Here is a 23,279-nt window from a genome sequence, read left to right as displayed (position 1 = left end):
CGATACCCCCGGTTTCGGCGCCTGCTCCCCGCCACGGTATAACCGCGCCAATGAAATTCGAGCTCACGCCGCGCCGCCTCGCTTTGGCAGGCGCGCTTCTCTCCAGCCTTTGGCTTGCCGGCTGCGGCACCAGTCCGACTGCACCGGGCGCCGTTCCCGGCCAACTGAGCAACGCGGTACCCGAGCGCGGCGACACCAACCGTCCCCGCCCCACCCCGTCGAACGCGACGACGGCACGCGACTACCGCAAGGACGCCGCACGCTACATCTACCAGCTCAACAAGACGCGCATCTACGAAGGCAAGCTGCCACCCATGCTCTACGCGGTCGGTACGCTGCAGGTCGAACTCGACGGCAGCGGCAAGGTCATGTCGATGCATTGGATGCGCGCACCGACGCATGCGCCCGAGGTCATCGCAGAGGTCGAGAAGGCCGTGCTCGAAGCCTCGCCCTTCCCCGCGCCGACGAAGCTCGGCAAGGTGACCTGGACAGACACTTGGCTGTGGGATGAGGAAGGTCATTTCCAGCTCGATACGCTCAGCGAAGGCCAGCTCTAGCGCGCTTCACGAGCCTCGGTACGTCGAATAGCTCCAGGGGCTCACCAGCAGCGGCACGTGATAGTGCTGGTCGGCCCGCGCGATGCCGAAGTCCAGCGCAACGCGATTGAGGAAGTTCGGCTCCGGCAGCGCAACGCCGCGCGCCTTGAAATAGCCGGCCACGTCGAATACCAGGCGATAAGTCCCCGTCTTGAGCGTGGTGTTGTCATAGAGCGGACCGTCGCTGCGTCCATCCGCATTCAGTGTGAAGCGCCGCACCAGCGTGGCGCGCGCGTCTTCGCCCGTGCCGTCGGTGGTGTACAGCGCAACCTCCATGCCGGCGGCGGGTGTGCCGTGCATCGTGTCCAGTACGTGGGTGCTCAAGCCCATGGATTCGCTCCTTCAGTGCATTCGGGAAATTCCGGTCGACAAAAGTGTATACAGTTCCGGGCTTTCGGTCTATCATGAAAAAACCATGGAATCGACCACCACCCGCGCCATCGTCGACGCACTCACCAAGGCCATTGTGGAGCACCGCCTACAGCCAGGCAGCAAGCTGGCTGAGCAGAAGCTGGCAGACCATTTCGGCGTCTCGCGCACGCTGGTCCGGCAGGCGCTGTTCCAGCTCTCGCAGAACAAGCTGATCCGCCTCGAACCCGCGCGCGGCGCCTTCGTCGCGGCGCCGGCAGTCGACGAAGCGAGACAGGTCTTTGCCGTGCGCCGCATGCTTGAGGCCGAGATGACGCGTGCCTTCGTGCGCAGCGTGACGCCGGCCAAGATCAAGGCGCTCAAGGAGCATGTGGCGCTCGAGAAAGCTGCCGTCTCCGGTGAAGACATCTCGGGTCGCACAGAGTTGCTCGGCGACTTCCATGTCCGCATGGCCGAGTTGATGGGCAATGCGGTTCTGGCGCAGATCCTCGGGGAGTTGATCTCCCGCTGCGCGCTCATCACGCTGATGTACCAGAGCGCCAGCGCGGCCGAGCATTCGAACGACGAACACGCCGACATCGTGAAGGCGCTTGCCGCCAAGGATGAAGAACGCGCAGTTCGCCTCATGACGGAGCACCTCGAGCACGTCGAGGCCAACCTCACCTTCGACCGAAAGGTCCCGACGCACGACATCTCGCTGGCATTGGCCTGAACCCCATCCGATCCACCATGAGCATCTACGACACCACCCTTCCCTATCCGCGCGACCTCGTCGGCTACGGTCGCAATCCGCCTCACGCCCAATGGCCCGGCCGTGCACGCATTGCCGTGCAGTTCGTGCTGAACTACGAGGAAGGCGGCGAGAACTGCGTACTGCACGGCGACGCGGGTTCCGAGCAATTCCTCTCGGAGATGTTCAACCCGGCGAGCTTTCCGGAGCGCCACATCAGCATGGAAGGCATCTACGAATACGGCTCGCGCGCCGGCGTGTGGCGCATCCTGCGGGAGTTCGAGAAGCGCAACCTGCCGCTCACCGTGTTCGGCGTCGGCATGCCGCTCGAGCGCTATCCGGAACTCACGACCGCCTTCAAGGAACTGGGCCATGAGATTGCCTGCCACGGCTGGCGCTGGATCCACTACCAGAACATCGATGAAGCAACCGAGCGCGAACACATGCGCCTGGGCATGGAAGCCATCGAGAAGCTCACCGGCGAACGGGCCCTCGGTTGGTACACCGGCCGCGACAGTCCCCGCACGCGACGCCTCGTGGCCGACTACGGTGGCTTCGAATACGACAGCGACTACTACGGCGACGACCTTCCCTTCTGGATGAAGGTGCAGAAGACCGACGGCGAAGTCGTACCGCAATTGATCGTGCCCTACACGCTGGACTGCAACGACATGCGCTTCGCACTGCCGCAGGGCTATTCGCACGCGGACCCGTTTTTCCAATACATGAAGGACTCCTTCGATGCGCTCTACGCCGAAGGCGACGAGGCACCGAAGATGATGAGCATCGGCATGCACTGCCGCCTGCTCGGACGGCCAGGACGCATCACCGCGCTGCAGCGCTTCCTGGATCACATCGCTGCGCACGATCGCGTGTGGGTCTGCCGCCGCGTCGACATCGCGAAACATTGGAAGGCGACGCACCCGTACGCCGCAGCCTAGAACGGAGACTGACATGGCCCTCACCATCGACCAACTGAATGCCGCTTCGGGCGCCGAATTCATCGCGCTGCTCGACGGCGTCTATGAACACTCGCCGTGGATCGCGGAGCGCGCCGCCAAGGCTCGGCCCTTCCGCTCGCTCGCGCACCTGAAGCACGCTCTGGTGCAGACTGTCACCGGCGCATCGCGCGAAGAGCAGCTCGGATTGATCCGTGCCCACCCCGAGTTGGCTGGCAAGGCCATGGTGGCCAAGAGTCTCACGGCCGAATCGACCAACGAGCAGAACAAGGCAGGCCTCACGCAGTGCACGCCCGAGGAGTTCGCGAAGATCCAGCAACTCAACGCGGACTACAACGCCAAGTTCGGCTTTCCGTTCATCCTCGCGGTGCGCGGTCCGCGCGGCACCGGACTCCTGAAGCAGGAGATCATCGAGACCTTCGAGCGCCGGGTGCACAACCATCCTGATTTCGAACTCGGCGAGGCGCTGCGCAACATCCATCGCATCGCCGAGATCCGGCTGGACGACAAGTTCAATGCAGATCCGGCGCTCGGCAACGACGTGTGGGACTGGCAGGAGAAGCTGTCGGTTCACACCGATCCGGGCTATGCCGAGAAGGGCCAGCTCACGGTCACCTACCTCACGGACGCGCACCGCGCGTGCGCGCAGCAGATCGCGCAGGACATGCGCGAGGCCGGTTTCGATCATGTCGAGATCGACGCGGTGGGCAACGTGGTGGGCCGCTATGACGGCGCGACGCCGGGAGCGAAGACATTGCTGACCGGCTCGCACTACGACACCGTGCGTAACGGCGGCAAGTACGACGGCCGGCTGGGCATCTTCGTGCCAATGGCCTGCGTGCGCGAGCTCAAGCGGCAGAACCGCCGCCTGCCCTTCGGCTTCGAAGTAGTCGGGTTCGCGGAAGAAGAAGGCCAGCGCTACAAGGCAACCTTCCTGGGCTCCGGCGCGCTGATCGGCCACTTCGACAACACCTGGCTCGACCAGAAGGACGCGGACGGCATCACCATGCGCGAGGCACGCCGCAACGCTGGCCTCAAGGATGAGGACATCCCCAAGCTCCAGCGCGATCCGTCGAAGTACCTCGGCTTCGTCGAAGTGCACATCGAACAGGGGCCGGTGCTGACCGAGCTCGACCTGCCGCTCGGCATCGTCACTTCCATCAACGGCAGCGTGCGCTACGTCGGCGAAGTCATCGGCATGGCGAGCCACGCCGGCACCACGCCGATGGACCGTCGCCGCGATGCAGCTGCAGCAGTCGCCGAGCTGATCCTCTTCGCCGAGAAGCGCGCCGCGAAGGATGGCGACTCGGTCGCCACGGTCGGCATGCTCGAAGTGCCCAGCGGTTCGATCAACGTCGTGCCGGGCCGCTGCAAGTTCAGCTTGGACCTGCGCGCGCCGAACAACGAGCAGCGCGATGCGCTGGCCAACGATGTGCTGGATGCGCTGAAGGAAATCTGCGAGCGGCGCGGCGTGCGCTACACGCTCGAAGAGACGATGCGCGCCGCCGCCGCGCCCAGCGCGCCCGAGTGGCAGAAGCGCTGGGAGAAGGCAGTCGACCAACTCGGCGTGCCGCTCTTCCGCATGCCCAGCGGCGCGGGCCACGACGCCATGAAGCTGCACGAAGTCATGCCGCAGGCGATGCTCTTCGTGCGCGGCATCAACTCCGGCATCAGCCACAACCCGCTCGAATCGAGCACCAACGACGACATGCAGCTGGCGGTGCAAGCCTTCCAGCTGCTGCTCGACGATGTCGCAACCGAACAAGCCCACTAAGACCATGACCGACTACAACAAGCTCGACGCCTGGATCGACGCCCACTTCGACGAGGAAGTGCGCTTCCTGCAGGAAATGGTGCGCGTGCCCACCGACACGCCGCCCGGCAACAACGCGCCGCATGCCGAACGCACGGCGGAGCTGATCAAGGCATTCGGCTTCGAGGCCGAGAAGCATGCAGTGCCCGAGCAGGAGGTGAAGGACTACGGTCTCGAGTCCATCACGAACCTGATCGTGCGCCGCAAGTACGGCAATGGCGGTCGCACTGTCGCGCTCAATGCACACGGCGACGTCGTGCCACCCGGCGAGGGCTGGACGCACGACCCGTACGGCGGCGAGATCGAAGATGGCAGCCTCTACGGGCGCGCCGCGGCAGTCAGCAAGAGCGACTTCGCGAGCTTCACCTTCGCGCTGCGTGCGCTCGAAGCGGTCGCCAAGCCGACGCAGGGCAGTGTCGAATTGCACTTCACGTACGACGAGGAATTCGGCGGCATCCTTGGCCCGGGCTGGCTGCTCAAGAACGGCCTGACCAAGCCCGACCTGATGATCGCCGCAGGCTTCAGCTACGAAGTCGTCACTGCGCACAACGGCTGCCTGCAGATGGAAGTCACGGTGCACGGGAAGATGGCGCACGCCGCCATCCCGACCACTGGTGTCGATGCGCTGCAGGGTGCGGTGAACATCCTCAATGCGCTCTATGCGCAGAACAAGCTCTATCAGGAAGTCACGTCGAAGGTCGAGGGCATCACGCACCCCTACCTCAACGTGGGCCTGATCGAAGGCGGCACCAACACCAACGTGGTCCCGGGCAAGGTCGTGTTCAAGCTCGACCGCCGGATGATTCCCGAGGAGAACCCGGTGGAAGTCGAAGCCAACATCCGCAAGGTGATTGCCGACAGCGCTGCGCAGATGCCCGGCATCACGGTGGAGATCAAGCGCATGCTGCTGGCCAATTCGATGAAGCCGCTGGCGGGCAACAAGCCGCTGGTGGATGCGATCCAGAAACACGGCGAAGCGATCTTCGGCGAGCCGATCAAGGCCATGGGCACCCCGCTCTACACCGACGTGCGCTTGTACGGCGAAGCGGGCATTCCGGGCGTGATCTACGGCGCCGGGCCGCGTACGGTGCTCGAATCGCACGCCAAGCGCAACGACGAGCGCGTGGTGCTCGAGGACCTGCGTCGCGCAACCAAGGTGATCGCTCGAACCCTCAGCGACCTACTGTCCTGATTGGGCCTCGCTCGAATCTGGCACGTGGCGTGCGGTCATTGAACGAGACCGCATCGCCCCGGCCTACACTCGCCCGCATGCACACCGTGACCGTCCCTCTTTGCTCCCTGCTCCTTGCAGCAGATTCCTGAGCCCGGCGGTCCGTTTCCTTCCCTTTCTTGCGCAAACCATCGACCGCCGGGCATTTCTCCGGCGCGGCGACTGGAGTGCGTCAATGCATGCAACGAATTCCGGCGAACCCGTGTTCGCCGTCCCTCATCACACCCTTCATGGCAGGCCGGAACGGATTCGTTCCATCCTCGCCCTGACCGATTTCTCCCTCCAAGCGGGCCGCGCAATGGAGCGTGCGGCGAGGCTCGCGGTCGAGCACGGCGCAACGCTCAGGCTGATGGCCGCGTCGATGGAAGGCACAGCGCCGAGACCCGATGCGGCGAGTCTGCTGGCGCAGTCGGCCCGTGCGCTGAATGCGCTCTTCCCGCACACGGTAAGGACCGTGAGCCAAACGGCCAACACGCTGGCGGACGTGGCCGATGAAGCGCGATGCGCAGACCTCGTCGTGTTGGGGCAAGGTCGCGAGAGCCCGCTCATCGCATTCGTCCGCGGCAGCGCCGCCGAACGACTGGCGCGGCTCGTGCGCTGCCCGATCCTCGTGGTTCGGCAGGCGGCGCCCAGGTCGTACGACAGGATCCTTGTCGCGGTCGACTTCAGCGATGAGTCGAAGCAACTCGTGCGGTTCGCGTGCGACCTCGACCGCCATGCGGACATCCAGCTCTTCCACGCCATCAGTTCGCGCGACGAGGCAAAGCTGCGTTCCGCCGAAGCATCCGCCCGCCAGGTTCGCGCGTACAGGGAGGAGTGCTTGCGATATGCACGCAATCGCATCCTGTGGTTGACCGACTCGTTCGATGCTCGGCGCAATCGCGTGATGTCCACCATCGGCCAGGGCGATCCTGCGCGGCAGGTCGTCGTGCAGCAGGAATACCTCCGCGCCGACCTTCTGGTGGTCGGGCGGCGCCGGCGTTCACCGATCGCGGATTTCTTTCTTGGGAATGTGGCGGAGCGGGTGCTCCGCTGGGCAACGAGCGATGTATTGATCGTGCCCCGTGACGCGCGAGCCGCGACAGGCTTCGCGGCCGGGCAAAGACTGAAGGCCGATGGCCTTCGTCGAGCAGCTCAGGCGCGCTGACCGCTGGGCAGCAGATACCCGTTGCGATAGACACCGATGACGAGCCCACTGACCGAATCGGTGGGCCGTGCCGTGACGTATCTACCTGCGCCGGCCTGGTACACGACGATCGTGCAGGCGGAGCTCTTGCTCAGGGTGCGGGCAACGCCAACGGCCTGGTTCGCGGTCTGGTAGGTGTTCATCTTCGGTTCCTCGACGATTCGTAAGCCGGACTCAGGTGCGGGCGACGGACAGGAGGCCGTCGATCGCGAGCACCACGCCTTCCTGTGCATCCTTGCTCGGCGCACCTTCGGTGAGCAGCTTGCGGATCAGGCCAAGGGTGTTGAGCAGTTCCGCTTCCATGTCCGTCAGGAGCGGAATCACTTCGAAGTGGGGGTACTTGCCCCGCGCGCCCATCGGCCTGCCGGGGCCGGAAAGATCGACGTTGTAGCCTTCGCTGATCGCTTCGTTCTGGGTTTTCATGGCGTTGGGAGTGTGTTGAACAAACTGGGACCGAAGGGTTCGGCATCGCATCCTGCGGATTCGCTCCAGGCGGCGCGCGACGCGACGGACATGCAGGCGGCTCACGGCAGCCTCATCAGATCGGAGAGACGCTTGCCCATCGCCTGGATGCGGTTCTGCTTTTCGGCGCGGCGACGGGCCACCATTTCCAGCGCCTGGGCGACGGACTCGGCACCGAGATCTCCAAACGAAGTGCGATCACGCCAGGCGCTGGCCACTTCGGCGAGCTCATCGCTGTCCAGGCGCTCGGGCGGCGGATTGGCGTTCACATGGGTAGCCACGGCCCGCGCGCGCTCGGAGGGCGGCAGGCTTGCGCGGAGGAGCCCCAGAAGCCCGTTGCTCGTCCACTGCGGTTTGGAGATGTTTCGTGCGTCCATGTAATACATTGTGCCTATGTAAACATAAAGTTACAAGCGATCGCATTCAACTTTCTTCTTACGTTTTTTCGGGCCGGAACAAATTCACGAATTTCTGTCATACGCCCGCCACAAACCCGCTCATGCCATCTGAGCCTTGCCTCCCAACAGCTTGAGCCTGCCAGTCCTCCCAGCGATTGGCAGCAAGGGTAAACACCGACTTCTGAACGACATGCGGCGCTTGTTTGCACCCATTTTTTGTATACAAATATAGGGTGCAAGCCAAGAACCGAACCTTGGGTTCGGAGATCCGCCATCCGCCACGAGGAGACAACCCGTGAATACAGCCATCCACACTGTCGGCATCGAGATGCCGGCGCCGACCGCCACGCCGCAGCCGGAATCTCATGCACTGATCAAACCGGGCTACGACCCGCGCCTGACCAACGAGGATCTGGCCCCGCTGAAGAAGCAGACGTGGAGCCAATACAACATCTTTGCCTTCTGGATGTCCGACGTGCACAGCGTCGGCGGGTACATCACCGCCGGCAGCCTGTTCGCGCTTGGTCTGTCGAGTTGGCAGGTGCTGGTGTCGCTGCTCGTCGGCATCTGCATCGTGCAGTTCTTCTGCAATCTCGTCGCCAAGCCGAGCCAGGTGACGAGCACGCCCTACCCGGTGATCTGCCGCGCGTCGTTCGGCGTGCTGGGCGCCAACATCCCGGCCGTGATCCGCGGGCTGATCGCGGTCGCGTGGTACGGCATCCAGACTTACCTCGCTTCCGGCGCCTTCATGCTGCTGGCGCTGCACTTCTTTCCCAACCTCGCGCCTTATGCCGACGTGCAGCAGCACGGCTTCGTCGGACTCTCGACGCTCGGCTGGGTCGCGTTCATGACGATGTGGGTGTTGCAGGCCTTCGTGTTCTGGCACGGCATGGAAGCGATCCGCCGCTTCATCGACTGGGCCGGCCCCGCCGTCTATGTCGTGATGATGATGCTGTGCGGCTGGCTGGTCTGGAAGGCCGGCTGGAACAACATCGACATGCGCCTCGGCGGCCTCAAGTTCAGCGGCTGGGACGCACTGCCGGTGATGCTCAGCGCGATTGCGCTGGTGGTCAGCTACTTCAGCGGCCCGATGCTCAACTTCGGTGACTTCTCGCGCTACGGCAAGAGCTTCGACGCAGTGAAGAAGGGCAACTTCTGGGGCCTGCCGGTCAACTTCCTGTTCTTCTCGCTGCTGTCGGTCATCACGTCGGCCGCGACGCTGCCGGTCTTCGGCGAGCTCATCACCGACCCGGTCCACACGGTCGCGCGCATCGACAGCACCACTGCCGTCGTGATCGGCGCACTGACCTTCATGATCGCCACCGTCGGTATCAACATCGTCGCGAACTTCGTCTCGCCGGCCTTCGATTTCTCGAACGTCTCGCCGCAGAAGATCAGTTGGCGCACAGGCGGCATGATCGCCGCGGTCGGCTCGGTGTTCATCACGCCGTGGAACCTCTACAACAACCCCGAGGTGATCCACTACACGCTCGACATCCTGGGTTCCTTCATCGGCCCGCTGTTCGGCATCCTCATCGCCGACTTCTACGTGGTGAGCAAGCAGCGCGTGAACGTCGATGCGCTCTACACCCTGAACCCCAAGGGCGACTACTGGTACACCAACGGCTACAACCGCCGCGCCATCTTCGCGATGGTTCCGGCCGCGCTGATCCCGGTGATGTGCGTGCTGCTGCCCAACCTGCACGGCGCGGCGAACTACGCGTGGTTCATCGGCACCGGCCTCGCCTTCGTCTTCTACCTGGCGCTCAACGCACGCAAGCGTTGAACCTCGATTCCCTTTCCGACTGACTCCACGGACCCCGTTCCGCCTTTCCCATGCGCATCAAGATCATCAATCCCAACACGACCTGGAGCATGACCGAGAAGATCGGTGCCTGCGCCCGCTCGGTCGCGCGACCCGGCACCGAGATCGTCGCCGTGAGCCCTTCGATGGGCCCGGCCTCGATCGAAAGCCACTACGACGAGGCGCTCGCGGTGCCGGGGCTGCTGCAGGAGATCGCCGGCGGCGAGCGGGAGGGCATCGACGGCTACGTGATCGCCTGCTTCGGCGACCCCGGCCTCAAGGCGGCGCGCGAACTGGCGCGCGGGCCGGTGGTCGGCATCGCCGAAGCCGCCATGCACCTGGCCAGCCTCGTGGGCAGCAGCTTCAGCGTGGTGACCACGCTGGGCCGTACCGTCGGGCAGGCATGGCATCTCGCCGAGGCCTATGGCATGAAGCGCTTCTGCGCCAATGTGCGCGCCTGCGAGATCCCGGTGCTCGAGCTCGAAGCGCCCGGCTCGCGCGCACGCGACCGCATCATCGACGAGTGCCGACGCGCGCTGGACGAGGACGGCTCCGATGTCATCGTGCTGGGCTGCGCCGGCATGGCCGACTTCTGCGAGCACATCGGGCAGGTGCTCGGCGTGCCGGTGATCGACGGCGTCGCGGCGGGCACGCAGTTGATCGAGTCGCTGGTCAGCCTGCGCCTGGCCACCAGCAAGCGCGGCGAGCTCGCGCGTCCGCTGCCCAAGCCGATGACTGGTCTGCTCCAGGACTTCACGCTTGCACCGCAACCGCCCTCGCTCAAGCGCGCGGCGTAGCTCGCTTCGCAAAGGAAAACTGAAATGCGCGTAGTGCGGGTCGTCCACAATCGCGGGATGCCCCGCGTACCGAAGACCCCTACGCCGTCCCCGGCGACGACCGACGCCGCCGTGCCCGACAAGGGCGCGACCATCGAAGGCATCGCGCAAGACATTGCGACCGCCATCGTGGAGAAGCGGCTGCCGCCCGGCACATGGCTGCGCGAGGAAGCGCTGGGCCGGGTCTACGCGGTCAGCCGCACCAAGATCCGCGCCGCGCTCCTGACGCTGTCGAAGGACAAGCTGATCGAGATCATTCCCGACAAGGGCGCCTTCGTGAGCAAGCCCAGCGTGCAGGAAGCTCGCGAAGTATTCGGCGTGCGGCGCATCCTCGAAAGCGAAGTGGTCCGCCTGTTCGTTGCCCGTGCGACGGCAGCCGACTATCTGGCGCTGGAGCAGCACATCCAGTTCGAGCGGTCCACGCTGCGTTCGACCGCGACCACCGGCACGGTGCGCGAAAGGCTCCTCGGCGACTTCCACGTCGCGCTGGCCGAAGCCACCGGCAATCACACGCTGGCGGAGCTGGTCCGGGAGCTTGTCGCCCGCAGTTCGCTGATCGCGATGCTCTACCACTCGTCGAACGACCCGCACTGCTCCTCCGACGAGCATTCGGACTTCCTGCGCCTGTGCCGCAGCGGCGACGTCGAAGCGGCCGTTGCGAGCATGACCGAGCACCTGACTCGGATCGAAGCGAATCTGCAGTTGACCAACGGCGCGCCGGACCGGCAGCTCGACCTGATCAAGGCATTGTTGGCCTGATCAGCGGATCGATTCAAACGGGCGCAGCAGCCTGAACTTGCGCCCTTCCGGCTGCGACGCCTTGCCGCCCTTCGAAGCGCCACCCTCCAGTCCGCAACCGGTGGCGACGCCTGCCTCTCCAAGCAACGCCGGCGCAAGCAGCGACAGCCCGCCCGTCGCCGCAGCCACACCATAGGTCGCTGCCTGCCGCACAGTGCCCTTGGGGTCGATGCTCAGCTCGGGACTCTCCAGCGGGCCCTTGAGCAGCATGAGCTGCACGAGGCTGCCTGGGTTCAGGTCCAGCCCCTTCTTCACCCGCGGCCGGAATTCGAGTTCGATCGTCTGCTTCGCCAGATCGATCTGGCCGATCGCAGCGACAGCGATCTGCCGTGTCTCCATCGCGATGGAACGGTCGATCGGCGCGACGCCATTGCGCAGCGGCAGACGCGCCACCGCGCACTGCACGACGAGGTCGTCGCGTGAAGCCTGCTTGGGCAGGAGCACATCGACGAGGCGCGCGACAACGTCGCGGTCGATCGTCGCAGCTCGACCGGTCAGCGCCACATCCCGCACCGAGAACTGCACGTCGCCGTTCGATGAAGCGGCCAGGCTGCGTGGCGTGCGGCCGGTCATCGACAGCTTGGCGGCAAGGCTCGCGCGGCCGCCCTTGAACTGCTTGCCTCCGCCCCACATCCCATCGAGGGCGTCGACCGACAGCGACCGCGCCGTCAGTTGCACCTCGGTCCGCGGCGCGGTCCCCTTGCTCAATGCGATCGCCAGGCTGCCCTTGACGTCCCCGCCGGCGACTCCGAAGGAAACCGGTTCGATCGTCAAACGCCCCTTGTCGGACACCGCGCGTGCCTTCACGCCCGACAGCAGCGGCAGCCCCGGCACCGTGAGGCGATCGACGCCCAGCGTAACGCGCAGCGGAAACGCCGGCAACGCTTCGAACGTGATCAGCGGCGCATCGCCGAAGAGCGGCTTGCGCGACCCCGATTCGGCCGGTGCCGGCTTGCTCGCAGATCGCCCCACGCCCCATTTGCCGAGGTCGATCTCCGCGCTCGAAAGGTCGACATCCACGCTCGGTGTCGGCTGCGTGGCCATCCACGTGACCTTCCCATTCAGGTGTTGTCCTGCGAGCGACAGCTTCAGCGCGTCGAAACGCCATTCGTCCCCATTGCGCTGAACATCGGCGCTGGCCTCGACAGGCATCGGCAGCGCAGCCACCACCTTCGACAGCTGTGACAGCGCCTGGGCGTTGTCGGCACGAACCGTGAGTTGGGACGACAGCATTCCGGTCCGCGGGCCAACGCCCATGCCGCCCTTTGCCGTCATGAGCGCACCGCCGGTCGCGAAGCGCAGGTTGAACGGCCATTCGTCCGTGCCCGACAGGAGGGTTGCCGGACGGCCGACGTCGCCTTCCGCCGTCCACTGCTGCGACCCGAGCTTGAAGGTGGCGCTCAGCCGATCCCGATCGCCCTGCCCCTCCAGGTCGAGCGATTCAATGTCGATCTCGTTCGATGTCCCCTTGCCCGCATTGCGATAGCCGATGTGCACCTGCGTAAGCAGGAGCCGGTCGAGCGCAAGCGCCGGTGCAGCCGTCTTGCCGGTGGACGGCGCGCGCGGCCCCATCTGCCAGTTGTAGCGACCGGCTCCATCCGTTTCGAGCAGCACGTCCGCGCCATCCACCTCGATGCTGAGAATGCGGATCCTGCGATCGAGCAGATCCCTGAGCGACACATCGAACGCCGCACGCTTGAAGCGGAACATGTCCGGCTGCGAACCCCACTCCGCATTGGCAAGCGCAACGTTGTCCGCGCGCACCGCGATCGTCGGCAGCAAGCGTATCGACAGATCGCCATCGATGCGAAACGCACGGCCTGTCGCGGCCGTGACCTGCTCGGCAAGCAGCGCGGAGATGCGCGCGGGCGGAAAGGCCATGCGAAGCCCGATGGCCGCGGCCACCAGCAACACGACGATGACTGCCAGCACAATGCCGGCGATGCGCCAGCCGCGCCCACTCCTCTTGGGGACCGTGACGCTGGTGGTGTCGGCCATGATGTCGCGAGGCCCGCTATTTCTTGAATGCCGAGGCCGGCATCCTGATTTCAGTCAGCTTCCAGTCAACAAAGCCGCTGCGCTCGAACACCAGTCCGAGGCGCTCTGAATTGGGCTCGTCGGGCTTTGCGGGGTCGACCGCGAAGGCCGTGATGCGACTGGCGCCTTGCCGGTCGATGATCCAGCGAGGCTTGTCGTTCGCCTGCGCGCCTTCGGCCGGCGGCGGGGAATTCTCCGGTGCAGCCTGTCCTGGAGCGGGAGCAGGCACCGGTGCCGGGTTTGTTGGTGCGGGTGCGGGCTGGGCGAGCCGCCCGTGGGTCATAGCGGCCATGACCGTTTCCGGCCGCACCATCACATCCACGAGCTGGTTGACCAGTCCCAATCCGATCATGCTGCCGAGCGCCGCAAGCGGATTCCCCGAATCCTGCTGCGTGCCGAGCTTCTGCGCGACCAGCGCCGAGAACTGGTCCTTCAGGCTTTCGCGCAACCTCGGGTAATCCACGTGTCGGTTGAATTCCTCCGCGTCGCCGTTGCGCGCCGCAGTCTGGAGTTGGCGCAAAGCCAGAAACGGTGACCAATACCAGTACGCCGCGACGCCCACCAGCAGAACCAAAACAACCGCGACGAGACTTTTGGATTTCATGCAAGAGATTCTGCAACGTGTCATCCGACTTCGAAGTGGCGCGTTGAACGCTTTGACCAGTCCGGAATTTCGGGCTGGCCAATTCAAAACCGTCACAACACCGATCTTTCATGAAACGCACTCTCATCGCTCTTCTCGCTGCAGGCTTCGCACTGGCCGCTGGTTCCTCCTTCGCCCAGGCTCCGGCCGAACCCGGCGCCGCACCGGCCGCCAAGACCAAGAAGCACAAGTCGTCGTCGCACAAGACGGCACACAAGAAGTCCTCGAAGGCACACGCAGCCTGAGATGAACGAAACAAGAAAAGCCCCTTCGGGGGCTTTTCTGCTTCTGGGGCCTAGCGGATCAACGCGGTCGCGATTCCCGCAAGGCCTGCCGCGATGAGGCCGAGTGCCCACGCGAAGTCGAGGTCGACCCACGCAGCGCGCAGCGCGCGAAGGCCCAGGTAGCGGTAGACGATCCATGCCGCGCCGAGGCCCGCCCCGATCATCGCCGCCGTGTGCACGAGCGAAACAGTCACGGCAATCCCGATGCTGGAGCGCATCAGTTCCATGACCGTGGCATGACCCGGCAAGCCGGTCGGTGCGGCCGGTGGCGTCTCGCACAGGCCCATGAGAATGGGCAGCAGCATCAGAGCCGCTCCATGCGCGGTCGCCATCAGGAAAGACCACAGCGCCAGTTGCGTCGGCCGCACGCGGTTCAACCAGCGGTGGCGATGCCGTCGCGCCAGCCGCCACACGCCGAACGACAGCACCAGCAGGCCCGCGCCAACGCGCAGCTCCTGGTTCCACCGCAACATCCACGCAAGCGCGGCAAAGGGTACGAGTACCAGCGCCATGGCGAGCAGATGGCCCGCCCCGAGCGGCAGCCACGTCGCGAAGACCGCAATGTCGCGCTTCTCGCCCAAGCCGTTGGCCACCGCGAGCGGCCAGCCCATCGCCGGATTCAGGCCATGGAAGACGCCGACCGCCACCACGCCGGCCCAGAGCGATGCGGTGGTGACGGGGTCCACTGCGTCAGACCGACGGATAGCAGAACGAATCGGTCGAGCAGTCGCCGCCCTGCAGCCGTACCTGGTGCGATCCGTAGTCGGCGCCGAAATCGACCAGGAACTTGCTGTCCAGCTCGATACCGCCATTCGCGCCCACATTGCACATCGCCATCCGCCCGGGAACGCCGTCCGGATAGAACTGCGCATCCCAGCGGCTGTAGAGCGAGTTGGTGAAGTACACCCGCTTTCCGTCGCGGCTGATCTCGGTCATCTGCGGACCACCGCCGAAACTCGATCCGTTGGGGTGCGGCGTGTGCTTCGCGATGCCGCCGATGCGCACGCTGCCAGCGAGCTTGAGGTTGAACGGGTCCGTCACGTCGTACTGGCGCAGCTCGCCCGTGCCCCAGCAAGCCACGTACAGGAAACGGTCGTCCATCGAGAGATCAATGTCGCTGATGAGCGGCGGCACCGCGCCGAAGCCCTTCAGCAGCGGCGGAAGCACGGATGCGTCGGCGGGCTCGGGCGGCACTACCGCTGACTTCTTCGCATGGAACTTGCCGCCCTCGCGCCACCAGGTCCAGACCGAGCCCTCGAGATTGGTGGTGTCGACGGTCACGCCAAGGAAGCCGTACTCGCGCGTCGGATCGTGCGCGGGCCGAATCTCCAGCGCCATCTGATGGTTGGCGCCCAAATCAATGGTCTGTACGTGACGACGCGCGCGGAGCTCCCAGAAATGCAGCTGATGCCCATATCGATTGGCCAGCAGGTCCTCGGCGACGATGCCGTTCTCGAGTTGCGGCGGCAGTGCCCACTCGCCGGACACCATGTAGTCGCGCGGCAGGTTCCACCAGAAGTCGTAGTGCAGCTTCTGCGGTCCGCGATCGATCTCCCATTGGCCTAGGACCTCGAAACTCTCGCAATCCATCAGGAAGATCCCCGGCGGCCCCTGCATTCCGTCGGCGCCACCGCCGCCAAGCGTGCTGATATAGAGGCCCTCCGGTCCGCAATGCACGGTATGCGGGCGCGAATAGCCGGTCTTGCGGAAGACTTCCTCGGGCTCGATCACATGGCTGAGCGTCGGCTTCTTCGGGTCCGGGTGCGTGTCGACCACATAGATCCGCGACGAACGGATGCCCGGAATGATGAGGTAGCGCCGCTTGAGGAACGCATGCCCCGACATCGGCGACAGCGCGGAGCTGCAGGCGTTCCAGCCGAAATGATGGAACTCGTCGCCCTTGTTCGGCATGTCCAGCCGGTACAGCACGGTGCCGTAGCTGGCAGACGCCGGATCGACATCCACCACCGCGATCGCATCCGGCCGCGAGGCATCGGGCGAGAGCAGCGCTGTATAGGCGATGCGCTCGGGCTCGGCCTCCATCGCAAGCTTCGGCGAGGGGTAGAAGGTGGGATCGGTACGCAGAGATTCGAGCATGGCGGACTCCTGCAGACACACGGCCACGCGCCGCACGGATGCGGCGATGTCGGGCGAGTATGCGCCTGACCGGTCCGGTCAGGATCGGCCACCTGTATCGATGGGAAACAGCGACGGCACCCGGGTTTTCCGCCATACAGTGCGCCGGCTCAACTGTATACAGTTTGGCGTACAGACTCGTGAACGCTTCCCTGGGCACGAGTCCTGCAAGCCCTGGCTTGCCCCTCTCACGCCGCTCCTGGAGAACTTGAAATGACGGCTGCCGCCTCCGTTCACCCTGTCGACCAGCGATTGCCGCTGGGCAAAGTCACCGCCCTCGGGCTGCAACACGTGCTGGTGATGTACGCCGGCGCCGTGGCCGTGCCGCTCATCGTCGGCCGTGCGCTCAAGCTCAGCCCGCAGGAAGTCGCACTGCTGATTTCCGCCGACCTCTTCTGCTGCGGCATCGCGACGCTGATCCAGTCGCTCGGCGCCACGCAGTGGTTCGGCATCAAGCTGCCGGTGATGATGGGCGTGACCTTCGCCTCCGTCGCACCGATGGTCGCGATCGCCAACGCCAACCCCGGCCAGTCCGGCGCGCAACTGCTCTTCGGCTCGATCATCGGCGCGGGGGTCATATCGATACTGATCGCGCCAATGGTCTCGCGCATGCTGCGCTTCTTCCCGCCGGTGGTCACCGGCACCATCATTGCGGTCATCGGCATCAGCCTGATGCGCGTCGGCATCAACTGGATCTTCGGCAACCCGGTCGGTCCAACCGCGCCGGCCATCGTCGATCCGGTCTATGCCAAGTGGCTCGCGGACGTGACCTCGCCGGGCTCCGCAGTCCCACCGATGCCCAAGGGCCTGTCAATCGTGCCTTCGGTGCCCAACCCCAAGTACGCCGACCTGGGCGGCCTCGCCATCGCGGCACTCGTGCTGGTGTCGATCCTGCTGATCGTGAAGTACGCCAAGGGCTTCGTCGCCAATATCTCGGTGCTGCTGGGCATCGTGATCGGCGCCGTCGTCGCAACGATCTTCGGCTTCATGACCTTCGAGAAGGTCGGCAACGCGCCCTGGGTCGACATCGTGCTGCCCTTCCACTTCGGCATGCCGAAGTTCGACCCGATCCTCATCCTCACGATGTCGCTGATCATGATCGTGGTGATGATCGAATCCACCGGCATGTTCCTCGCACTCGGCGAGATGACCGACCGCAAGATCTCGCAGGAAGACCTCGCGCGCGGCCTTCGCACCGACGGCCTCGGCACGCTGATCGGCGGCGTGTTCAACACCTTCCCCTACACCAGCTTCTCGCAGAACGTGGGCCTCGTGGCGGTCACCGGCATCAAGAGCCGCTTCGTCTGCGTGGCGGGCGGCGCGATCCTGATCGTGCTCGGGCTCCTGCCCAAGATGGCGGCGCTGGTCGAATCACTGCCGACGGTGGTGCTCGGCGGCGCGGGCCTCGTGATGTTCGGCATGGTCGCCGCGACCGGCATCCGCATCCTCTCGGGCGTGGACTTCAAGACCAACCGGCACAACGCGATGATCGTCGCCGTGTCGATCGGCATCGGCATGATTCCGCTCATCGCGCCGAACTTCAAACAGTGGATGCCGCATGCGATCCACTCGCTGGTGGAGTCGGGCATCCTGCTCGCATCGATAGCCGCGGTGGCGCTCAACCTCTTCCTCAATGGCGCGAAGCACGACGAGGCGGCGATGATCGCCGCGGCCAAGCAGGCCGAAGCCCACTGATCAGATCATCGCCAGCGGCCTCTTGCGCCGCGGCGGCGGATGCAGGCGGTCGATCTCGGCGAGCGTTTCGGCGCTCAACACGAGGTCGGCCGCTGCGATGTTTTCGCGCAGATGGTTTTCGCGCACGGCCTTGGGAATCGCAACGACACCGGGCCGGGAGATGACCCAGGCCAGCGCCAGTTGCGCCGTGGTAACGCCAAGCTGCTGCGCCAGCTTGCCCAGCGCAACATCAGCGGCCAGCGCGCCCTGGTCGATGGGGCTATAGGCCATCAACGGCATTCCACGTTCGCGCTGCCACGGAAGCAGGCTGAATTCCGCGCCACGCTCGCCGACCGAGAAATAGATCTGGTTGGCCGCGCAGCCGCCATCGGTCGCTTCAAGTTCTTCCATGTCGTCGACATCGAAATTGCTGACGCCCCAATGGCGGATGCGCCCTGTGTCGACAAGCGCGCGCATCGCGTCGCAGGTCTCGGCCAACGGATGTTCGCCGCGCCAATGCAGCAGATAGAGGTCGATGTGATCGAGCCCCAGCCGCGAAAGGCTGCGTGAGCAGGCGGCCGGCGTACCTCGTCGACTCGCGTTGTGCGGATAGACCTTGCTGACGATGAACAGCTCTTCGCGCTTCACATCGCCCGCACGCAGCGCTTCAGCCACGGCCTGCCCGACGACTTCTTCCGCACCGCCTTCTCCGTACATCTCGGCGGTGTCGATAAGCCTGTAGCCCATGTCGATGGCAGCACGGACTGCCGCCACTTCGCTGGCGCGGCGCCCGGCTGATTCACCCATGTGCCAGGTGCCAAGGCCGAGCGCGGGCATCGCGCCGCCGCCGGGGATTTCCAGAGTCTGCAATTCAAGCTCCTATTCGCGTTTCGCGGGCGCCTCGAACCAGCGTGACTGGGGGACGACCTTCGCATCCGAAGGATCGTCGAGGTAGTGCGGCGACATGATCTGAACGCCGTGCTCGTTGAACACATCCTGGATGTTCTGGTGCAGCCGGCCGCGCAGTTCGATTCGTGGGCGATCCTCTTCCAGCATGCCGTGCATCACCAAGCGGTACTCGACATAGAAGTCCGAGAGCGCGGTCTGGTAGACCTGCGGCATGGGCTCGGCAAGCACGCCCTTCGTGCGGCGCGCCGCCTCCCTGAGCATTTCATGGACCTGCCGCCATGGCGTGTCGTAGCCGATGGTCACGCTGGTGTCGACCACCACGATGCGTGGGCCCGCCGTGTTGCGCGAGAAGTTCCTGGTGGGCGTCTCCAGCACCATGGAATTGGGCAGCGTGAGTTCTTCGCCGTTACCGGTACGAAGACGCGTGCGGTACATCCCGAGTTCGACCACCGTGCCTTCGTGATCGCCGATGCGCACGTATTCGCCCACGCGGAAGGTGCGCGTATAGGTCAGGATGGTGCCGCTCAGCATCTGCCCGACCACGCTCGCGCCGCCGATGGACACCATCAGACCGATCAGCACCGACAGGCCCTTGAACGCATCGGTATTCGCACCCGGCAGGTACGGATACGCCATCACCAACGCAAGCAGCCAGACCAGGATCGTCAGCAGCCTGCGCGTCGGCCGCACGGTTTCGGCGTCGACCCACCCGAAGTCGATGCGCCCGCTCGCCACGCGATCGAAGAAGCGGCTCAGCAGCCCGACGACGAAACGCGCGAGCAGGAAGATGATCACTGCAATCAGCAGCTCGGGAATTGCGCCGGCGATGCCACCGAAGATCTTCGCGGCGGTCTCGACGAGGAAGCCGTTGATCCGCTCGCCCCAGGGCCGTGTGTACGGAAAGAGCTCCAGCACCCGACCGGTCCACTCGTAGGTGAGCAGCAGCGCCAGCACCCAGAACAGGAAGGTCGTCAGGCGGCGGACGAGATCGAGTGCCCAGTCCCCCTCGATCAGTTGCACGCCGTGCAGATGCAGTTGCTCGGTCTTCGCCTTCGCGATGTTGGCGAGGCGATAGCCGATTCGCCGCCGTGCCAGGGCGAGCACCCAAAGCAGAGCCAGGTAGCCGAGCGTGAGCGCGACCGCGATGGCCACGGACTTCAGCAGGCTTCGGGTGTCGCGCAACTCCCGTGTCTCGTTGATCGCGCCACGCAGCGCGTCGGCCGCACGCGTCGCCGTGCTCTCCAGCGTGTCGTTGTGCAGTGTGTTGACGTCGCCGGCGGTCACTCCGAACGCGAGCGCATCGTCGATCTTCACCAGGATGCCCTGCGGGATCTCCTGCGTGGTGACATTTGCCGGACCCTGTCGGGCGAGCAGGTCGTCGATGCGGTCATGGGCTTCCCGCGCCCGGTCCGCGGGTTCGAAACCCATGAAGGGCACGCGGAAGGTCATGATGGTCCGGTTCATCACCACCAGCGACGCAGGAGTCGAATGCGGTGCCTCGGTCTGTGCCGGTGCCTGCGCGTGAAGCGGCAGCGCCCAGAGCAAAAGCAGCACGGCGCACGCGCTTCCCCAAAGCCTCGACAACAAGAACATGGCGGAACGCTCCTCCATCGGATTCTTCGAGTCGGCATCATGAAGGCAATCGCCCGCGAAAGCCACGATCTGTTGCAGGCGGGCGATCGGATGTAGAGTGCCCGGCGACATGCAGAAGCTCTCCATTCAAGTCAGCGATGACACCGCGGTCTCAGCCATCCTGCAGACCCCGGACGACCCTGTTGCCTGCTACGTGTTCGCGCACGGCGCGGGCGCGGGCATGGAACACGCGTTCATGACGGCCGTGGCCGACGGACTTGCCGAACGCCGCATCGCCACATTGCGCTACCAGTTCCCGTACATGGAACGTGGCAGCAAGCGGCCGGATACGCCGCCTGTGGCGCATGCAGCAGTGCGCGCGGCGGTCGCGCGCGCGGTGCACGAATTCGGCTCGCTCATGCTGCTGGCCGGCGGCAAGTCCTTCGGTGCGCGCATGACATCGCAAGCGCAGGCGATCGAGCCGCTGCCGAACGTTGCAGGCCTCGTGTTCCTAGGCTTTCCGCTGCACCCGGCCGGAACGCCCTCGACCACGCGCGCGGAGCATCTGTCGAAGGTGCAGATTCCGATGCTCTTCATGCAGGGCACGCAGGACAAGCTCGCCGAACTCGACAAGCTGCGTCCCGTGGTCGCCGGACTCGGTGCGCGCGCCACGCTGGTGACCATCGAGCACGCCGACCACTCCTTCCACGTGCCGAAGCGCTCGGGGCGCGACGACGAGGCGGTGCTGAAGGAAATGCTCGACGACGTGGCGCAGTGGGCCGAAGCCCTCCGCGCCGGGTCACGCTAGGTTGCCTGGGCCGCGCTCTGATCGAGCGCGAGGAAGTGATGCACCACCGGCCGCTCCGGTCCGATGTGGAAGCGCAGCGCTTCGGCCTGCAGGTCGGCATCGGCCTTGGAGACACGCTGGTGCTGGCGCATGTGCTCGGCCCATGACTCCACCAGGAACCACTCGATGACACGCTCCGGCTCGCCGGTGTGCTCGGCGACGCCCCACGCGTAGGCGCCATCCCGTCGACGTTCCATCGAAAGACGCTGCATCGCCTCCAGAAAGGCCGGCAGATCGGTCTTGCGGACGCGGTATTCGATCTGCACCATCACCGGCCCGCGGTCCCCGCCGACCGGCACGGCCAGCATCGGCTCCGGCCAGTGGTTGGACGGCTGCAGGTCGGCTTCACCAGTGGGCAGCTTCACGCGGTGGAAGATCAACGCAACCACTGCAAGGCCACCCGCGCCGATGAGCAGCGCGCCCGCAATACCGACGGGATGCGCCACCAGGCCCCAGCCGAGGCTGCCAGCCGCCATCGCGCCGTTGAACACCGTCAGGTAGATCGCCAGCCCGCGCCCGCGCACCCAGTTGGGCAGCACTGCCTGTGCCACGCCGTTGAGCGTAGTGAGCGCGATGATCCAGCCCACGCCGAGCACCACCATCAGCACCACGGCCGCCCACTGCGGGGGCGCGATGGCCAGTGCCGCCATCACGCCGGCGGTGAGCAGCGACGCAGTGAGCACCAGTCCGTCCGCGTCGAGCCACTGGCGCATCTTCGGCATCAGCACCGCGCCGAGGATCGCGCCGCCGCCGACGGCGCCCAGCAGCACACCATAGAAGCCAGCGCTGCCGCCGAGCATGCCGCGCGCCACCAGCGGCAGCAGCGCCCATACCGAGCTCGCGAACAGGAAGAACACCGCCGCGCGCAGCAACACCCGGTGCAACTCACGGCTGGACCGCGCATAGCGCAGCCCCGCGCGGAAGGCGCCGAAGAACTGCTCGTCGAGCCCCTTCGATTCAGCCGGCGGACGGCGCCACCACAGCAGCGCCGCAATGACGATCACATAGCTCAGCACGTCCACGCCGTAGACCAGCGCGGCGCCGAACGCGGCCAGCAGCAGGCCACCGGTCGCAGGCCCGATGGCGCGCGCGATGTTGATGCCCAGCGAGTTCAGCGCCACTGCGTTCTTGAGGTCGCTGCGCGGCACCAGTTCCGGCACGATGGACTGCCAGGTCGGCCCCATCAGCGCCGCACCGATGCCACCGACGAAGGTGAGTCCGATGAGCGCTTCCACCGTCAGCGTGTGCGTGCGCGCCATCACCAGCAGCGCGATGCTCACGGCGCCGAGCAGGATCTGCACGCCGATGAGAAAGCGCCGCCGGTCGAGGATGTCCGACAGCACGCCAGCCGGAATCGCAAGCAGGAAGATCGGCAAGGTCGCGGCCGTCTGCACCAGCGCGACCGCTGTGGCGCTCGTGGACAGCTCCGTCACCATCCACGCGCTCGCGACATCGCGCATGAAGCTGCCGATGTTGCCGATGACGGTCGCGGCCCAGAGCACCGCGAACACCGGCAGCCGAAGCGGCGCGAAGCTGCCGCCTCCGGTCGAAGGCACTGCGGGCGCAGCCGCAGCGCGTGGCGATTCATCCGCCATAGGAGCCTCCCAGATCGATCCAGGCGATCAGCAGCAGGCCGCCGACCAGTCCCCAGTGTTCAAAGAACGCATTGGCCTTGTGCAGTCGCTGCGACTTCGGCCCCCGCCAGAAGCGATCGGCCAGAAAGCCCGCGAGCACCGTGAAGCCGGCCAGCGCGAGCGCGCCGAGCCAGCGATACCAGCCCGTCAGCACCAGCGCCGAAGCGCCGAGCTGAAGCACGATGGTGGCGGCGGCGATCGGCGCTGCGGGGGTGAGCCCAAGTTCCTTCACCTCGGCCACCGCGCCTGAGAAGTCGCGCGCCTTGTCGAAGCCGCCTTGCAGGTACGCCGCGCACAGGCACAGCAGCGCCAGCCAGTGCAGCCACGGCGAGGTGAGCGCGGCATGCAGCGTCGCTTGCAT

The 23,279-nt window shown here is 65.5% G+C and carries 24 protein-coding genes; 12 read left to right on the top strand and 12 right to left on the bottom strand.

The features are described 5' to 3' along the window. The first annotated feature begins 50 nt into the window (after nucleotides 1-50). A complete protein-coding gene (locus FHW64_RS09795) occupies nucleotides 51-557 on the top strand; it encodes a hypothetical protein (protein WP_184525481.1) in 507 nt (168 codons plus the stop codon). Between the two features lie 6 nt (nucleotides 558-563). Here FHW64_RS09795 and uraH read toward each other — a convergent pair whose 3' ends face one another. Then, nucleotides 564-926, bottom strand: coding sequence for a hydroxyisourate hydrolase (gene uraH / locus FHW64_RS09790; protein ID WP_184525479.1), 363 nt, complete (start codon nucleotides 924-926; stop codon nucleotides 564-566). Between the two features lie 85 nt (nucleotides 927-1,011). On the opposite strand from uraH, the gene FHW64_RS09785 reads away from it, so the two are divergent. From FHW64_RS09785 to FHW64_RS09765, 5 genes are all read left to right on the top strand, one after another. Then, complete coding sequence (locus FHW64_RS09785; RefSeq protein ID WP_088956075.1) at nucleotides 1,012-1,677, top strand: GntR family transcriptional regulator; 666 nt, start codon at nucleotides 1,012-1,014, stop codon at nucleotides 1,675-1,677. 17 nt (nucleotides 1,678-1,694) lie between these two features. Then, a complete protein-coding gene (gene puuE / locus FHW64_RS09780) occupies nucleotides 1,695-2,636 on the top strand; it encodes an allantoinase PuuE (protein ID WP_184525477.1) in 942 nt (313 codons plus the stop codon). Nucleotides 2,637-2,649: 13 nt separating this feature from the next. After that, nucleotides 2,650-4,428: a 2-oxo-4-hydroxy-4-carboxy-5-ureidoimidazoline decarboxylase gene (uraD, locus tag FHW64_RS09775; RefSeq protein WP_184525475.1), complete on the top strand. Its 1,779-nt coding sequence runs from the start codon at nucleotides 2,650-2,652 to the stop codon at nucleotides 4,426-4,428. Between the two features lie 4 nt (nucleotides 4,429-4,432). Continuing rightward, nucleotides 4,433-5,659, top strand: coding sequence for an ArgE/DapE family deacylase (locus FHW64_RS09770; RefSeq protein WP_184525473.1), 1,227 nt, complete (start codon nucleotides 4,433-4,435; stop codon nucleotides 5,657-5,659). Nucleotides 5,660-5,873: 214 nt separating this feature from the next. Beyond that, a complete protein-coding gene (locus FHW64_RS09765; RefSeq protein WP_184525471.1) occupies nucleotides 5,874-6,845 on the top strand; it encodes a universal stress protein in 972 nt (323 codons plus the stop codon). Here the strand turns inward: FHW64_RS09765 and FHW64_RS09760 are convergent. The 3 genes from FHW64_RS09760 to FHW64_RS09750 all read right to left on the bottom strand — a co-directional run bounded on the left by FHW64_RS09760 (nucleotide 6,833) and on the right by FHW64_RS09750 (nucleotide 7,723). Beyond that, the gene (locus FHW64_RS09760; protein WP_184525469.1) at nucleotides 6,833-7,027 is read right to left on the bottom strand and encodes a hypothetical protein; all 195 of its coding nucleotides are present in this window, start codon (nucleotides 7,025-7,027) and stop codon (nucleotides 6,833-6,835) included. The genes FHW64_RS09765 and FHW64_RS09760 overlap by 13 nt on opposite strands. A 31-nt stretch (nucleotides 7,028-7,058) precedes the next feature. Next, nucleotides 7,059-7,307: a hypothetical protein gene (locus FHW64_RS09755; RefSeq protein ID WP_184525467.1), complete on the bottom strand. Its 249-nt coding sequence runs from the start codon at nucleotides 7,305-7,307 to the stop codon at nucleotides 7,059-7,061. A 101-nt stretch (nucleotides 7,308-7,408) separates the two neighbouring features. Further along, entirely contained in the window at nucleotides 7,409-7,723 is a 315-nt protein-coding gene (locus FHW64_RS09750; protein WP_184525465.1) for a hypothetical protein, read from the bottom strand. Between the two features lie 349 nt (nucleotides 7,724-8,072). On the opposite strand from FHW64_RS09750, the gene FHW64_RS09745 reads away from it, so the two are divergent. From FHW64_RS09745 to FHW64_RS09735, 3 genes are read left to right on the top strand one after another with little or no spacing between them, the layout of a single operon-like run. Then, nucleotides 8,073-9,530: an NCS1 family nucleobase:cation symporter-1 gene (locus FHW64_RS09745; RefSeq protein ID WP_184526303.1), complete on the top strand. Its 1,458-nt coding sequence runs from the start codon at nucleotides 8,073-8,075 to the stop codon at nucleotides 9,528-9,530. Between the two features lie 50 nt (nucleotides 9,531-9,580). After that, the gene (locus tag FHW64_RS09740; protein ID WP_184525463.1) at nucleotides 9,581-10,345 is read left to right on the top strand and encodes an aspartate/glutamate racemase family protein; all 765 of its coding nucleotides are present in this window, start codon (nucleotides 9,581-9,583) and stop codon (nucleotides 10,343-10,345) included. Nucleotides 10,346-10,402: 57 nt separating this feature from the next. Beyond that, a complete protein-coding gene (locus tag FHW64_RS09735) occupies nucleotides 10,403-11,143 on the top strand; it encodes a GntR family transcriptional regulator (protein WP_184525461.1) in 741 nt (246 codons plus the stop codon). Here the strand turns inward: FHW64_RS09735 and FHW64_RS09730 are convergent, their stop codons facing one another. Both FHW64_RS09730 and FHW64_RS09725 read right to left on the bottom strand, forming a co-directional pair. Next, nucleotides 11,144-13,180: an AsmA family protein gene (locus tag FHW64_RS09730; protein WP_184525459.1), complete on the bottom strand. Its 2,037-nt coding sequence runs from the start codon at nucleotides 13,178-13,180 to the stop codon at nucleotides 11,144-11,146. Nucleotides 13,181-13,196: 16 nt separating this feature from the next. Further along, the gene (locus FHW64_RS09725) at nucleotides 13,197-13,919 is read right to left on the bottom strand and encodes a DUF2939 domain-containing protein (RefSeq protein ID WP_311733275.1); all 723 of its coding nucleotides are present in this window, start codon (nucleotides 13,917-13,919) and stop codon (nucleotides 13,197-13,199) included. A 14-nt stretch (nucleotides 13,920-13,933) separates the two neighbouring features. Between FHW64_RS09725 and FHW64_RS09720 the strand changes: the two genes are divergently transcribed. After that, a complete protein-coding gene (locus FHW64_RS09720) occupies nucleotides 13,934-14,107 on the top strand; it encodes a hypothetical protein (RefSeq protein WP_184525457.1) in 174 nt (57 codons plus the stop codon). A 50-nt stretch (nucleotides 14,108-14,157) separates the two neighbouring features. Here the strand turns inward: FHW64_RS09720 and FHW64_RS09715 are convergent, their stop codons facing one another. Both FHW64_RS09715 and FHW64_RS09710 read right to left on the bottom strand, forming a co-directional pair. Further along, complete coding sequence (locus FHW64_RS09715; RefSeq protein WP_184525455.1) at nucleotides 14,158-14,832, bottom strand: hypothetical protein; 675 nt, start codon at nucleotides 14,830-14,832, stop codon at nucleotides 14,158-14,160. A gap of 4 nt (nucleotides 14,833-14,836) precedes the next feature. After that, nucleotides 14,837-16,243, bottom strand: a complete 1,407-nt coding sequence (locus tag FHW64_RS09710; RefSeq protein ID WP_184525453.1) for a selenium-binding protein SBP56-related protein — start codon at nucleotides 16,241-16,243, stop codon at nucleotides 14,837-14,839. A gap of 252 nt (nucleotides 16,244-16,495) precedes the next feature. On the opposite strand from FHW64_RS09710, the gene FHW64_RS09705 reads away from it, so the two are divergent. Beyond that, nucleotides 16,496-17,977, top strand: coding sequence for a nucleobase:cation symporter-2 family protein (locus FHW64_RS09705; protein ID WP_184525451.1), 1,482 nt, complete (start codon nucleotides 16,496-16,498; stop codon nucleotides 17,975-17,977). Here the strand turns inward: FHW64_RS09705 and FHW64_RS09700 are convergent, their stop codons facing one another. After that, nucleotides 17,978-18,826, bottom strand: a complete 849-nt coding sequence (locus tag FHW64_RS09700) for an aldo/keto reductase (protein ID WP_184525449.1) — start codon at nucleotides 18,824-18,826, stop codon at nucleotides 17,978-17,980. A gap of 9 nt (nucleotides 18,827-18,835) precedes the next feature. Next, entirely contained in the window at nucleotides 18,836-20,569 is a 1,734-nt protein-coding gene (locus FHW64_RS09695; RefSeq protein ID WP_221210249.1) for a mechanosensitive ion channel family protein, read from the bottom strand. Between FHW64_RS09695 and FHW64_RS09690 the strand changes: the two genes are divergently transcribed. Further along, nucleotides 20,568-21,245 carry an alpha/beta family hydrolase gene (locus FHW64_RS09690; RefSeq protein WP_184525447.1) on the top strand — a complete coding sequence of 226 codons (678 nt, stop codon included), beginning with the start codon at nucleotides 20,568-20,570 and terminating at the stop codon, nucleotides 21,243-21,245. The genes FHW64_RS09695 and FHW64_RS09690 overlap by 2 nt on opposite strands. On the opposite strand, the gene FHW64_RS09685 is transcribed toward FHW64_RS09690, so the two are convergent. Together FHW64_RS09685 and FHW64_RS09680 are read right to left on the bottom strand one after the other, a co-directional pair. After that, entirely contained in the window at nucleotides 21,242-22,879 is a 1,638-nt protein-coding gene (locus FHW64_RS09685) for an MFS transporter (RefSeq protein ID WP_184525445.1), read from the bottom strand. The two genes, FHW64_RS09690 and FHW64_RS09685, sit on opposite strands and share 4 nt — an antisense overlap. Continuing rightward, a complete protein-coding gene (locus FHW64_RS09680) occupies nucleotides 22,869-23,279 on the bottom strand; it encodes a DoxX family protein (RefSeq protein WP_184525443.1) in 411 nt (136 codons plus the stop codon). Before FHW64_RS09680 ends, FHW64_RS09685 begins: the two co-directional genes overlap by 11 nt.

The sequence above is a fragment of the Variovorax sp. Sphag1AA genome, assembly GCF_014192575.1.
GTDB lineage: Bacteria > Pseudomonadota > Gammaproteobacteria > Burkholderiales > Burkholderiaceae_C > Variovorax.
The sequence above is the reverse complement of the archived record's forward strand: the minus strand, read 5'-3'. Positions and strand labels throughout refer to the sequence as shown.